Origin of the sequence: Streptomyces sp. NPDC048254, from assembly GCF_043201895.1 — a bacterium.
GTDB lineage: Bacteria > Actinomycetota > Actinomycetes > Streptomycetales > Streptomycetaceae > Streptomyces.
In genome coordinates this window covers 65,159-78,027 of the sequence record NZ_JBICZJ010000022.1, presented here as the reverse complement: position 1 = coordinate 78,027, position 12,869 = coordinate 65,159, and the positions used below count along the sequence as shown (strand labels likewise).

At 70.4% G+C, this 12,869-nt stretch carries 11 protein-coding genes; 6 read left to right on the top strand and 5 right to left on the bottom strand.

Annotated elements, in window-relative coordinates; genetic code table 11:
- The first annotated feature begins 91 nt into the window (after nucleotides 1-91).
- Together ACGFZQ_RS42845 and ACGFZQ_RS42840 are read left to right on the top strand one after the other, a co-directional pair.
- Nucleotides 92-1,552: an aldehyde dehydrogenase family protein gene (locus ACGFZQ_RS42845; RefSeq protein WP_351747178.1), complete on the top strand. Its 1,461-nt coding sequence runs from the start codon at nucleotides 92-94 to the stop codon at nucleotides 1,550-1,552.
- Between the two features lie 109 nt (nucleotides 1,553-1,661).
- Nucleotides 1,662-2,201, top strand: a complete 540-nt coding sequence (locus ACGFZQ_RS42840) for a DinB family protein (protein WP_393844987.1) — start codon at nucleotides 1,662-1,664, stop codon at nucleotides 2,199-2,201.
- 3 nt (nucleotides 2,202-2,204) lie between these two features.
- Here the strand turns inward: ACGFZQ_RS42840 and ACGFZQ_RS42835 are convergent, their stop codons facing one another.
- Together ACGFZQ_RS42835 and ACGFZQ_RS42830 are read right to left on the bottom strand one after the other, a co-directional pair.
- Nucleotides 2,205-3,614, bottom strand: a complete 1,410-nt coding sequence (locus ACGFZQ_RS42835; protein WP_393844986.1) for a glutamate decarboxylase — start codon at nucleotides 3,612-3,614, stop codon at nucleotides 2,205-2,207.
- A gap of 47 nt (nucleotides 3,615-3,661) precedes the next feature.
- Complete coding sequence (locus tag ACGFZQ_RS42830) at nucleotides 3,662-4,948, bottom strand: ion channel protein (protein WP_393844985.1); 1,287 nt, start codon at nucleotides 4,946-4,948, stop codon at nucleotides 3,662-3,664.
- 129 nt (nucleotides 4,949-5,077) lie between these two features.
- Here ACGFZQ_RS42830 and ACGFZQ_RS42825 point away from each other — a divergent pair, with 129 nt between their 5' ends.
- Complete coding sequence (locus ACGFZQ_RS42825) at nucleotides 5,078-5,839, top strand: MerR family transcriptional regulator (protein ID WP_393844984.1); 762 nt, start codon at nucleotides 5,078-5,080, stop codon at nucleotides 5,837-5,839.
- A 42-nt stretch (nucleotides 5,840-5,881) separates the two neighbouring features.
- Here ACGFZQ_RS42825 and ACGFZQ_RS42820 read toward each other — a convergent pair whose 3' ends face one another.
- Nucleotides 5,882-6,250, bottom strand: a complete 369-nt coding sequence (locus ACGFZQ_RS42820; protein ID WP_351747169.1) for a YbjQ family protein — start codon at nucleotides 6,248-6,250, stop codon at nucleotides 5,882-5,884.
- Between the two features lie 141 nt (nucleotides 6,251-6,391).
- Here ACGFZQ_RS42820 and ACGFZQ_RS42815 point away from each other — a divergent pair, with 141 nt between their 5' ends.
- Nucleotides 6,392-7,279 carry a DedA family protein gene (locus tag ACGFZQ_RS42815; protein WP_393845067.1) on the top strand — a complete coding sequence of 296 codons (888 nt, stop codon included), beginning with the start codon at nucleotides 6,392-6,394 and terminating at the stop codon, nucleotides 7,277-7,279.
- Nucleotides 7,280-7,401: 122 nt separating this feature from the next.
- Here ACGFZQ_RS42815 and ACGFZQ_RS42810 read toward each other — a convergent pair whose 3' ends face one another.
- Entirely contained in the window at nucleotides 7,402-9,057 is a 1,656-nt protein-coding gene (locus ACGFZQ_RS42810; protein WP_393844983.1) for a threonine/serine exporter ThrE family protein, read from the bottom strand.
- A 151-nt stretch (nucleotides 9,058-9,208) separates the two neighbouring features.
- On the bottom strand, nucleotides 9,209-9,700 hold the full coding sequence (locus ACGFZQ_RS42805; RefSeq protein WP_046730908.1) for an inorganic diphosphatase: 492 nt from the start codon (nucleotides 9,698-9,700) through the stop codon (nucleotides 9,209-9,211).
- Nucleotides 9,701-9,824: 124 nt separating this feature from the next.
- Here ACGFZQ_RS42805 and dacB point away from each other — a divergent pair, with 124 nt between their 5' ends.
- Nucleotides 9,825-11,423 (top strand): D-alanyl-D-alanine carboxypeptidase/D-alanyl-D-alanine-endopeptidase, encoded by a 1,599-nt coding sequence (dacB, locus tag ACGFZQ_RS42800; protein ID WP_393844982.1) that lies wholly within the window; start codon nucleotides 9,825-9,827, stop codon nucleotides 11,421-11,423.
- A 163-nt stretch (nucleotides 11,424-11,586) separates the two neighbouring features.
- Entirely contained in the window at nucleotides 11,587-12,720 is a 1,134-nt protein-coding gene (locus tag ACGFZQ_RS42795) for a zinc-dependent metalloprotease (RefSeq protein ID WP_393844981.1), read from the top strand.
- The last annotated feature ends 149 nt before the right edge of the window (nucleotides 12,721-12,869 follow it).

Genomic DNA, 12,869 nt, shown 5'->3' with positions numbered 1-12,869 from the left:
GCAAGTACGATGACGCGTGATCAGACCGTGATGTGGATGTGGATCGGGTGTCTGCATCGACTGCCGACGCAGCAGGGGATCGAGGGATCACATGTCGTCCTATTTCACCGACCTGGCCCAGCAGTACATCGACGGTGAGTGGCGCCCTGGGACCGGCTCCTGGGACATCATCGACTTCAACCCGTACGACGGGGAGAAGCTCGCGTCGATCACGATAGCCGCGGTCGAGGAGATAGATCAGGCCTACCAGGCCGCCGCGCGCGCCCAGAAGCAGTGGGCCGCCACCAATCCCTACGCCCGCCGTGCCGTCTTCGAGAAGGCCCTGCGCCTCATCGAGGAGCGCGAGGCGGAGATATCCGAGGCGATCATCGCCGAGCTCGGCGGCACCCGGCTGAAGGCCGCCTTCGAGCTGCACCTCGCCAAGGAGTTCCTGCGCGAGTCGATCCAGTGGGCGCTGCGCCCCGAGGGCAGGATCATGCCCTCCCCGGTGGACGGCAAGGAGAACCGCGTCTACCGCGTGCCGGTCGGTGTCGTGGGCGTGATCAGCCCCTTCAACTTCCCCTTCCTGCTGTCGATCAAGTCGGTCGCCCCGGCGCTCGCGCTCGGCAACGCCGTGGTCCTCAAGCCGCACCAGAACACCCCGATCGTCGGCGGCACCCTGGTCGCGAAGCTCTTCGAGGACGCGGGCCTGCCGGGCGGCCTGCTCAACGTCGTCGTCACCGACATCGCGGAGATCGGCGACGCCTTCATCGAGCACCCGATCCCCAAGGTCATCTCCTTCACCGGCTCCGACAAGGTCGGCCGGCACGTGGCCACCGTCTGCGCCTCGCTCTTCAAGCGCTCGGTGCTCGAACTGGGCGGCAACAGCGCGATCGTGGTCCTCGACGACGCCGACATCGACTACGCGGTCGACGCGGCGGTCTTCAGCCGGTACGTCCACCAGGGCCAGGTCTGCATGGCCGCCAACCGCGTGCTCGTCGACCGCTCGATCGCCGACGAGTTCACCGAGAAGTTCGTCGCCAAGGTGAAGACGCTCAAGGCCGGCGACCCGAGCGACCCGGCGACCGTCATCGGCCCGCTGATCAACTCCCAGCAGGCGGAGTCGATCTCGGCCACGGTCGAGCAGGCCATCGCCGAGGGCGCGACGGCCCTGCTGCACGGCACGACCACCGACAACCTGGTCGAGCCCTCGGTCCTCACCGACGTCCCGGCCGACTCCGACCTGCTCCGGCAGGAGGTCTTCGGCCCGGTCGCCTTCCTCATCCCGTTCGACGGCGAGGAGGAGGCCGTACGCCTCGTCAACGACACCCCGTACGGCCTCAGCGGCGCGGTCCACACCGGTGACATCGAGCGGGGCGTGTCCTTCGCCAAGCAGATCGACACCGGCATGTTCCACGTCAACGACGGCACGGTCCACGACGAGCCCGTCGTCCCCTTCGGCGGCGAGAAGCACTCCGGCCTCGGCCGCCTCAACGGCGAGACCACTGTGGACTCCTTCACCACCCTGAAGTGGATCTCGGTCCAGCACGGCCGGAGCGGCTTCCCGTTCTAGCCCCCCGACGAGTTCAGCCGTGACGGGCCCTTTAGGACGCGATCTGTCCTAAAGGGCCCGTAGCTTCGTCGGTGTCAGGGCAACACGATCCGAGGAAAGGCTGCCGGTCATGGTCACTCACGTTTCCGCCGAAGCACAGGGCGACGAGCGCGGAGCACTGCTCGCCTTCATCGAGGAGCAGCGCGGCGGCATCCGCCGGGCGCTGCTCGGCCTGACCGACGAGCAGGCGGCGAGCAGGCCGAGCGCGAGCGAGCTGACCCTGGCGGGCCTGCTCAAGCACGTCGCCGAGGTCGAGCAGAGCTGGATCGCCCGCGCCAAGCAGGAGCCGCCGGCGATCGAGCGTGACCAGTCGAACTGGCACGAGACCTTCCAGCTGGTCGGCGACGAGACGGTGGCCTCGCAGCTCGCCTACTGGGAGGAGGTCGCCGCCGAGACGGAGAAGTTCATCCGCTCCGTCCCCAGCCTCGACGACACCTTCCCGCTCCCGCCCCAGCCCTGGTTCCCGCCGGAGGGCCGGGTCTCCATGCGCTGGGTCTGCCTCCACCTGATCCGCGAACTCGCCCGGCACGCGGGTCACGCCGACATCGTCCGCGAGTCCCTGGACGGGAAGACGGCGTTCGAACTCGTGGCCCTGGAGCAGGCCTCCTAGCCGCTAGTGGTGGAAGCTGGTGGCCGCGCCCTTGTCCCTGGTCAACGGATGCGGCTGCCGGCGAAGTTCGGGCAGCAGCCGGGTCAGGTCCTCCAGGAACAGCTCGGCCAGGTCCTTGGAGAAGCCGTTGCGGCACACCACCCGCAGCACGGACAGGTCCTCCCGGTTCGCCGGGAAGGTGTACGCCGGCACCAGCCAGCCGCTCTCGCGCAGCCGCCGGGAGACGTCGAAGACGTCGTACGACGTCACGTGGTCGGCGGTGGTGAAGGCGAACACGGGCAGTTCGTCGCCCCGGGTGAGGAGCCGGAAGTCGCCGAGCGCCTCGACACGTGTAGCGAGCCCCGTCGCCACGTCCCGCGAGGCCTGCTGCACCGCGCGGTAGCCGTCCCGGCCGAGGCGCAGGAACGTGTAGTACTGCGCGACCACCTGGGCGCCGGGGCGGGAGAAGTTGAGGGCGAAGGTGGGCATGTCGCCGCCCAGGTAGTTGACCCGGAAGACCAGCTCCTCGGGCAGCGCCTCCTTGTCGCGCCACAGCGCCCAGCCGACGCCCGGGTAGACCAGGCCGTACTTGTGCCCCGAGGTGTTGATCGACGCCACCCGCGGGAGACGGAAGTCCCACACCAGGTCCTCGTCCAGGAAGGGCGCGATCATCGCGCCGGACGCGCCGTCGACATGGACCGGGACGTCGAGGCCGGTGCGCTCCTGGAGGGCGTCCAGGGCGGCGCAGAGGTCGGCGACCGGCTCGTAGGACCCGTCGAAGGTGGAGCCGAGGATGGCGACCACCCCGATGGTGTTCTCGTCGCACAGCTCGGCGGCGGCCTGCGGGTCCAGGTGGTAGCGGTCGCCGTCCATGGGCACGAACCGCGGTTCCACCTCCCAGAAGTTGCAGAACTTCTCCCAGCAGACCTGGACGTTGATGCCCATGATCAGGTTGGGCCGGGCGGTGCCCGGGTAGCGGTCGGTGTTGCGCTGCGCCCAGCGGCGCTTCATCGCCAGCCCGGCCAGCATGCAGGCCTCGCTGGAGCCCGTCGTCGAACATCCGATGGTGCCGGCCGGATCCGGCGCGTTCCACAGGTCGGCGAGCATCGCCACGCAGCGCTGCTCCAACTCGGCGGTGCGCGGGTACTCGTCCTTGTCGATCATGTTCTTGTCGTCGCACTCCGCCATCAGGATCCCGGCCTGCGGTTCCATCCAGGTGGTGACGAACGTGGCCAGATTCAGCCGGGCGTTGCCGTCCAGCATCAGCTCGTCGTGGACCAGCTGGTAGGCGGTCGAGGGCGGCAGCGGGCCGTCCGGCAGCCGGTGGGTGGGCGGGGCCTCGGCCATGCCGGCGACCGGGTTCGCCTCACCGAAGAACGGGTTGACGGACATGGAGCGCTCGCGGTGCTTCCCGGATCCTTTGTGGAGCGGCATGACAGGTGCCTCCTAGAGCTGTTTCACAAGTTTCGGCTTCAGAAAGTTCACCGCAGGGCCGTGCCGTCCGCCCGCAGTTGCATCTTCGGCCGTCCGGTCACCAGCAGCCAGGCGGGGAGCGACGCGATGCACAGCAGGGCGAGGATCGTCGGTGAGGCCACCAGCACGGAGGCCGTGAACAGGCTCACCCAGCCCTGTCTGGTGATCGCCAACAGCATGCCCAGCACACCTGCCGCCACGCCCACCGAGGGCTGGACGGCGGGCACCAGGGCGTGGGCGCACAGCCCGAGGGCCGCGCCGATGAAAACCGACGGAAAGATCCGGCCACCGCGGAAACCGCAGGCGGCGGCCACCAAAAGCGCGGCCAGTTTGACGACCGTCATCACCGCGAACTGCCCGGCCGACCAGCTCGTCGGGTCCTTCGCCAGCTCCGCGACCTCGTCCAGCCCCTTGAAGAGCGTCAGATGGCCGCCCAGCGCGCCCAGGAGGCCCAGAACCACACCGCCGGCCGGAAGAGCCACCATGGGGTGCCCGAGGCGCCGGAAGGCCCCGTGGACGTATGGGAAGGCGTAGACGGCGAGCATGCCGAGCAGCGCGGCCACGGGGGCGATCACCAGGGCCGCCAGCAGATCGGCCCAGCGCAGCCGGCCGACCGCGGGCAGCCCGAGGTCCAGGGCAGGACGGGCCACCAGGGCCGTCGTCATCGCTCCCGCGCCCGCGGCCATCAGCGGCCCGAAGAGGTTGTCCCACAGCGCCCCCTTCAGCGGCTTGCCGGCCAGTGCCTCGGAGATCACCAGGGCCGCCGCCACCGGCGTACCGAACAGCGCGCCGAGGGTGGCCGCGTCGGCCAGCGCGGGCCACAGCGAGCCCGGCAGCCGGGGCATCGCGAGGCGTCCCAGCCACAGCGCCAGCCCCACGTTCACGGCGATGATCGGGTTCTCGGGGCCGAGACTCGGCCCGCCCGCCAGCATCAGCACGGTCGCCAGCAGCAGCCCCGGCAGGACGACGGGAGGCAGCGCCACCGCCTCCAGGCCCAGGGTGGCCGGATCGGGCCCCGCGTGCCCGGGCACCTTCCACACCACCAGCCCGACCGCGACACCGGTCGCGGTCAGCATCACCAGCATCCACAGCACCGAGTACCGCCCGATGCCGAGCGCGTCCGGCAGGTTGTTCCAGAGCACGTGCTGCAACCGCTCCGCCAGCGAGCTCACCACCAGGTACAGCAGGCTGCTGCCGACCCCGACGACCAGGGCGGGCAGGATCAGCGGCAGCAGGGCACGCGCGGGGGCCGAGGGCGGGGTGGGGAGCGCCTGCCGCGCGGTGTCCTGGGCCACGGCCCCACCATAAGCGGGCAAAACAGGCACAACCTCCTGGAGGAAACGGCCGCCGGGAGGCCCCGAACCCGACGGACTTGCACCTCACGTGACGTGAGGACCCAAGGTGGAGCACGGAAAGGAGCGGAAGTGAGCTACTCCGTAGGACAGGTCGCCCGATTCGCCGGCGTCACCGTGCGCACCCTGCACCACTACGACGAGATCTCCCTGCTGGTCCCGGGCGAGCGCAGCCTCGCCGGACACCGGCGGTACGGCGACGCCGACCTCGACCGGCTGCAGCGGATCCTGTTCTACCGGGAGCTCGGCTTCCCGCTCGAGGAGGTCGCGGCCCTGCTCGACGACCCGGAAGCGGACCCGCGCGCGCAGCTGCGCCGCCGGCACGAACTGCTGACCGCCCGGATCGAGAAGCTGCGGAAGATGGCCGAGGCCGTGGAGCACGCCATGGAGGCACGCAGGATGGGCATCAACCTCACGCCCGAGGAACGCTTCGAGGTCTTCGGCGACAAGGACCCCGAGCAGTACGCCGAGGAGGCCGAGCAGCGCTGGGGCGGCACCGACGCCTACGCCGAGTCGCAGCGCCGGGCCGCCCGCTACACCAAGGCCGACTGGCAGCGCATGAAGGCCGAGGTCGACGACTGGGGCGAGCGTTACGCCGCCCTGGTGAACCAGGCCGAGCCGCCGACCGGCGCGCGGGCCATGGACATGGCCGAGGAACACCGGCGGCACATCTCGGCCTGGTTCTACGACTGCCCGTACGAGATGCACCGCTGTCTCGCCGGGATGTACGTGTCCGACGAGCGCTTCAAGGCGTTCTACGACTCGATGGCCCCGGGCCTGGCCGAACACCTGAAGGGGGCGATCGAGGCGAACGCGGTACGGCACACGACGTGACCCGGCGTCCGTCCAGGCCTGGGCGAGCCGGGCCCGGTCGGGCTAGTCGAGCTTGTCGACGACGACGGCCGTGCCGTACGCGCACACCTCGGTCCCCGCGTCCGCCGCCTCGGTCACGTCGAACCGGAAGGCCAGCACGGCGTTGGCGCCACGCGCGCGTGCCTGTTCCACCAGCCGCTCCATCGCCTGCGTGCGGGTCTGGACGAGCGTCTTCGTCAGCCCCTTCAGCTCACCGCCGATCATCGACTTCAGACCCGCGCCGATCTGACTGCCCAGGTGCCGGGAGCGCACGGTCAGCCCGAAGACCTCGCCGATGACCTCCCGCACCCGGTACCCCGGAACGTCGTTCGTGGTGACCACCAGCACATCGGGCTGGGGCCCCTGACCGCCGCCGTATTCTTCGATACCCATGTCCACAGCTATTCCCCAGGGCGGGCACAGTGCATCCTGGATCCACCGGTGGAACCTGGGGTGGACACATTGCGTTGATAGCTTTGTGCGGCCGCACAAGGAACCCGTAGTGCCTTCACCCCACAGGAGCCCGGAACCGTGATGACGCTCGCCCTCGGCCCGAGCTGGCTGGATCCGAACCAACTTCTCGACTCGTTCGGTATCTGGGGTCTGCTCCTGGTGGTCTTCGCCGAGTCCGGCCTTCTGATCGGCTTCTTCCTGCCGGGTGACTCCCTGCTGTTCACCTGCGGCCTGCTGATCGCCTCGAACCAGCTGGACTTCCCCCTGTGGGGCGCCATCGCCCTGATCTGCGTCGCCGCGATCCTCGGCGACCAGGCGGGCTACATGTTCGGCAAGAAGGTCGGCCCGTCGCTCTTCAACCGGCCGAACTCCCGCCTCTTCAAGCAGGAGAACATCGCCAAGGCGCACGAGTTCTTCGAGAAGCACGGCCCGAAGTCCCTGATCCTGGCCCGCTTCGTGCCGGTGATCCGCACGTTCACGCCGATCATCGCCGGCGTCAGCGGCATGGCCTACCGCTCGTTCCTGGTGTTCAACGTCATCGGCGGTGTCCTCTGGGGCGCCGGTGTCACCCTGCTCGGCTCCTGGCTCGGCAAGATCGACGTCGTCAAGAACAACATCGAGGCGATCCTGATCCTGATCGTCCTCGTCTCGGTGGTCCCGATCATCATCGAGTTCCTGCGGGCCCGCTCGAAGAGCAGGAAGGCGACGCCGACGGAGCAGCCGCTCCCGCAGCACCCCGCCCCGCCGATGATGGACGACGCGACGACCCAGCTCCGCAGGATCGACCCGACGTACGGCCAGCAGCAGCCGCCCCAGCAGCAGCCTCCGCAGCAGCAGTACGGCCAGCCGCAGCCGCAGCCGCAGTACGGCCAGCCGCAGCAGCCGTACCAGCAGCAGCCGTACTACGGCGAGAACGGCTACGGCCAGCAGCAGTACCCGTACAGCGAGGACCACTACCGAGCACCGTAAGTGGCAACGCCCTGCTTTTTGGGGGTGCGGGGAACTGCGCGATCAACCCTCACGACCTGCGGTCGCGCACGGACCGATGCGCCCCCCGAGGCGCTCAGGCTGCGGCGCGCAGACTGACGCGCTCAGAACCCCCGCGTCCGCTTCGCGGCCCGCCGCTTGCCCGCCGAGCCCACCCGCAGCCCCAACCGCGAGATCTCCGACCCCAGATTGACCCCGATGGCGATGGCCATGGCGAGCGACGCCGCCTTGGCCAGCGACACCAGCCCCTTGTCGACCTCGTTCTGGGCCATCGACAGCAGCCCGAAGTAGGTCGCCGACCCCGGCAGCAACGGCCCGATCGCCGCGGTCGTGTACGGCAGCGCGGAGGCGAACCGGTACCGCGACAGCAGCTGCCCGAACAGCCCCACCAGCCCGGCCGCCGCGGCCGTGGAGGCGACCGGCGAGATCTCCCCGGCGTAGTGCATCGCGCCGTAGACGCACCACGCCACACCGCCGTTAAGGGTCACAGCCAGCACGGTGGATCGTTCCTGCTGGAGCAGTACCGCGAAGGTCAGCGACAGCACCATCGACGCGGCGATCTGCAGCAGCGGCCGCTCGGAGCCGATCAGCGTCGCGTCGGGGTTGAGCCGGCCGCCCAGCTTCACGCCGAAGTACAGGATCGTCAGCACGCCGATGACGATGCCGACGAAGAAGTACATGACCTCCAGCAGGCGCGCGGAGGCGGTGATGTAGAAGCCGGTGAGCCCGTCCTGGACGCCCGCGACGAGGGCCCGCCCGGGCAGCAGCGCGAACAGTCCACCGGTGACGACGGCGGACGCCGCGACATCGACGTGGGCGAGCGCGAACGCCACCCCGATCGCGGCCGGCGGCATCGCGGCGATCATGAACTGGTAGAACTCCGGCAGTCCGCGCCCCGCGCACAGCCACGCCAGCCGGTCGCCGAGCATCGCGCCGATCGCGGCCGCCACGAACACCAGGTAGTCACCGCCGACGAGCACCGAGGCGGCCCCGGCGAGCAGCCCGCTCGCGCCGGTCAGCGCCCAGCCGGGGTACGGGTGCCGGTTGCGGCGGATCTCCGCGAGCCGCCGGTAGGCCTCCTCCAGAGAGACATGGGTCTCGGGGTCGGTGAGGTCGTCCACGAGCCGGAAGACGGCGGCCAGACGCGTGTAGTCGGTCCCGCGCCGCCGTACCGTCCGGGATGCCGTCACCGGGTCCTCGACGAGGGAGGGCTGGTAGGAGATCGCCAGCAGCGTGAAGGTGACGCCAGGCTCACACCGGTCGAGGCCGTACGACCGGCAGACCGCGAACATCGCGGCCTCCACGTCCTCCGCGCCCTCGCCGCCCGCCAGCAGCAACTCCCCGATACGCAGCGTCAGGTCGAGCACGCGCGGAACGGCAGGACCGCCCTCCTCGGCCTTCTGCACCGGCTCCGGCGCCGGCCGCTCGGTCACCGGCATGCGCAGCATCGTGCGCATCCGGTCCTGCCAGGGCGCGTCCTTGACGAGACTGACCGCGGGGAACCCGGAGGCGGGCGTGAAGGCGGGCGGGGCGTCCAAGGCGCTGTAGGTCCTTGGCATGCTGAACGCCGAGCCCTCGGGCTCGCCGGTCACCGGCTGTGGCGTCGCCAGCCCCTCCGGCACCACGAACTCGGACGTGGTCTCGGGCTCGACGCCGGCCTCGGGGACCGCGATGCCCGCCGGAAGGGCGAACTCGGACGTGATCTCCGGGTCGTACCGCGCCTCGTCCGACCGGGGCTTGCGGTCCTCCTCCTCCGTCACCGTCGTAACGCTCCCTGAACGACTACTTCACGTACGCCTCAGTATGCGCGTGACCACACAGCGGCCACCGAAAACCGGCCCGCGCGGGCCGGCTGACACGAAAAACGGGCCGCACGCGTGCGTGCGGCCCGTTTCCCGTGCGCGGACTGGATCAGTGACCGCCCTGCTCCTTGAAGCGCTTGTACGACCGCTCGATCTCCACCTCGGCGTCGGTGCGGCCCACCCAGTTGGCGCCCTCGACGGACTTGCCGGGCTCCAGGTCCTTGTAGACCTCGAAGAAGTGCTGGATCTCCAGGCGGTCGAACTCCGACACGTGGTGGATGTCGCGCAGGTGCTCCACGCGCGGGTCGGTGGCCGGGACGCACAGCAGCTTGTCGTCGCCGCCGGCCTCGTCCGTCATCCGGAACATGCCGATCGCGCGGCACTTGATGAGGCAGCCCGGGAACGTCGGCTCGTCAAGAATGACCAGCGCGTCCAGCGGGTCGCCGTCCTCGCCGAGGGTGTTCTCGACGAAGCCGTAGTCGGTCGGGTAGGCGGTCGAGGTGAAGAGACGACGGTCCAGGCGGATCCGACCGGTCTCGTGGTCCACCTCGTACTTGTTCCGCGAACCCTTCGGGATCTCGATCGTGACGTCGAACTCCACCGGTGGCTCCTCCATGATCAACACATAGTTCTGGTGGTTAAGTGTCCCTCACGCAGGTGTGTGATCGCGAAAGGGGCTGGTGGTCGTGCCAGAGCTGAGGCCTTGGCAGTCCGCGAAACCGCGTGTGCGGAAGATCGCGGGTGCCGTGCGTCCGCGTCTGACACGCGTGGTGACCGCCGCGAAACCGCAGGTCAAGCGGTTGACGCGGGCAGTGGGACCGCAGTTGGCACGCATCAGGCGCGTGACCGGACCCCGGCCCGCCACCCTGGTCCGCCCCCCTCGTCCTCGGACCTTCAGGACCTGGCAGTACACCGCGGGCGCCGCCACGGCCGGGCTCGCGCTGGCCGCCGGTGCGGTGACCGCGGCGGGCCCCTGGGACGCCGACGGTCAGCGTACGGCCGAGCGGAACCGCGCCGCCGCCCTGGAACACACGGGTGGCGCAGATCACGGTTCCGGCATCGCCGCGGGAGAACCCACCCCCGCGCCCAGCGCCGGATCCGTCCTGACGGGCCTGGGCGCCGCCATGAACACCGTGAAGTCGGCGCCGAGCGGGGAGCCCGCCGGAATCGCCGGAACGGCCGTCACGGACCTCCTGGGGCCCCTTCTGGACGCCTCGGCGCTCGGCGACACCCGCACCGCCGTGGTCGTCGACGTGGCCACCGGTGCGCGCCTCTACGGCGCCGGCGCCGACACCGCCCTCACCCCCGCCTCCACCACCAAGATCGCCACCGCCGTCGCCGCCCTCTCCGCGCTCGGCCCCGACCACCGCATCACCACGCGCGTGGCCCTCGAACCCGGCACCAGGGAGGTCGTCCTGGTCGGCGGCGGCGACCCCACCCTGACCGCCCGCAAAAATGCCGACGGCTGGGCCAGCCTGCGCACCCTCGCCACCGAGACGGCCAGATCGCTGACCGCGCGGGGCATCAAACAGATCACGCTCTCGTACGACACCACGCTCTACAGCGGCCCCGACCTGCACCCCATCGGCGTCAACGACAACCTCGCGCGCGTGAGCCCCCTCATGGCCGACGAGGCCCGCACCGACGGCTCCGTCGAGGGGCCGGTGGCCCGGGTGAGCGACCCGGCGGCCGACGCGGCGCAGAAGTTCGCCGGCTTCCTGACGGAGGCCGGCATCAAGACCTCGGCGCCCGGCACCTCCAAGGCGAGCAGCCGGGCCGACACCCTCGCCGCCGTCTCCTCGCCGCCGCTCTCCGCGATCGTCGAGCGCATGCTGACCAACAGCGACAACGACATCGCCGAGGCCCTGGCCCGCCAGACCGCGCTCGCGAGCGGCAAGGTGGCCAGCTTCGACGGGGGAGCCGCCGCGATCGACGCCCAACTCGCCAAGCTGGGCCTGCCGATGACCGGCGCCTCCTTCCACGACGGCAGCGGCCTGAACCGTGACGACCGGCTGACGGCGAACCTGCTCACCGCCCTGCTCGTCAAGGCCGCCGACGCGGACCGGCCGGGCCTGCGCCCGGTCCTCACCGGCCTCCCGGTGGCCGGCTTCACGGGCACCCTGAGCAGCCGTTACACGGACGGCGCGGCCGGCGTCGTACGCGCGAAGACCGGCACTCTGACCGGCGTCAACACCCTGGCGGGCACCGTCGTCGACAAGGACGGCCGCCTGCTGGCGTTCGCCTTCCTCGCGGCAGACACGACGAGTCCGGCGGAGGCCCAGGCGGCACTGGACCGGACGGCGACGGCGCTGGCGGGCCTGTGAACCGCCGCGCCCGGCCGCTGCGGACGGACGCCCGCATCGGCCGGCGGGACGCCCGCATCGGCCGGCGCAAGCACCACCAACCCCGCCCACCGCACAAAACAGCCGCACCTCCACCAATCTCCACGGCCTGCCCCAAGGGGGAGCGCTAACGTACGGTTGACGCATGACGAGCATCGGTGGCGCTGCTTCTTCTGGGATGGTCGACTGGAATCTCGCGGTGGCGACCGCGACCCGGCTCGTGCGGCCGGGCCCCGAGGTGAGCCGCGACGAGGCCCGGGCCATCGTCGCGGAGCTGCGGCGGCACGCGAAGGCCTCGGAGGAACACGTCCGGGGCTTCACTCGTATGGGGAACGACGACATTCACGACACCCCCGTCCTGGTGGTGGACCGCCCGGGCTGGGTGAAGGCGAACGTCGCCGGGTTCCGTGAACTCCTCAAGCCGCTGCTGGACAAGATGCAGGAGCGGCGGGCCGGCAGCCCGGGCGGCGCGGTCCTGGGCGCGGTCGGCGGCAAGGTCACCGGCGTGGAACTCGGCATGCTGCTGTCGTTCCTGTCGTCCCGGGTGCTCGGCCAGTACGAGACCTTCGCCCCCGCCTCCCGCGACCTCCCAGCGGACGAGCACGGTGGCGGGAGGCTGCTGCTCGTCGCTCCGAACATCGTCCACGTGGAGCGCGAACTCGACGTACAGCCCCATGACTTCCGCCTGTGGGTGTGCCTGCACGAGGAGACGCACCGCACCCAGTTCTCGGCGGTGCCCTGGCTGCGCGCCCATCTGGAGGGCGAGATCCAGGCGTTCCTGTCGGAGACCGACGTCGACCCGATGACCGTCCTCGAACGCGTCCGGGACGCCGCCCAGTCGCTCGCCGGGAGCCGCCCCGAGGCCGAGGAGGACGACGGCGGTCGGTCGTTCGTCGAACTCGTGCAGACCCCGGCCCAGCGCGAGATCCTCGGCCGGCTCACCGCCGTCATGTCCCTCCTGGAGGGCCACGCCGACTTCGTCATGGACGGGGTCGGACCGGCGGTCGTACCGACCGTCGCCGAGATCCGTGAGAAGTTCCAGCAGCGGCGTGCCAAGGGCGCCTCCCGGCTGGACATGACCCTGCGCAAGCTGCTCGGCCTGGACGCCAAACTCCGCCAGTACCGGGACGGCGAGCGGTTCGTGCGGGCCGTCGTCGAACAGGTCGGCATGGACGGCTTCAACCGGGTGTGGACCTCCCCGAACACCCTGCCGACCAAGGTGGAGATCGCCAAACCGGCGGACTGGGTCGCGCGGGTGCATCGCAAGGCCGAGTCGTGAACCGACGCAGGTGTGGTGAATCGGATTCCGCCTACGGCAGGCGAACGCCCCTTCAATCACCCGTCCGAGGGACCGTGAGCGATGGGTAGGCGTGCGATGCTCGGGGTACGGCCCGTTTCTGTCACCATCGACACACTCTGAGTGACCGA

Excerpts from the sequence above, each read along its gene's own strand:
- ACGFZQ_RS42845 (WP_351747178.1), top strand. The coding sequence starts at position 92 with ATGTCGTCCTATTTCACCGACCTGGCCCAGCAGTACATCGACGGTGAG.
- ACGFZQ_RS42840 (WP_393844987.1), top strand. The coding sequence starts at position 1,662 with ATGGTCACTCACGTTTCCGCCGAAGCACAGGGCGACGAGCGCGGAGCA.
- ACGFZQ_RS42835 (WP_393844986.1), bottom strand. The coding sequence starts at position 3,614 with ATGCCGCTCCACAAAGGATCCGGGAAGCACCGCGAGCGCTCCATGTCC.
- ACGFZQ_RS42820 (WP_351747169.1), bottom strand. The coding sequence starts at position 6,250 with ATGGGTATCGAAGAATACGGCGGCGGTCAGGGGCCCCAGCCCGATGTG.
- ACGFZQ_RS42815 (WP_393845067.1), top strand. The coding sequence starts at position 6,392 with ATGACGCTCGCCCTCGGCCCGAGCTGGCTGGATCCGAACCAACTTCTC.
- ACGFZQ_RS42795 (WP_393844981.1), top strand. The coding sequence starts at position 11,587 with ATGACGAGCATCGGTGGCGCTGCTTCTTCTGGGATGGTCGACTGGAAT.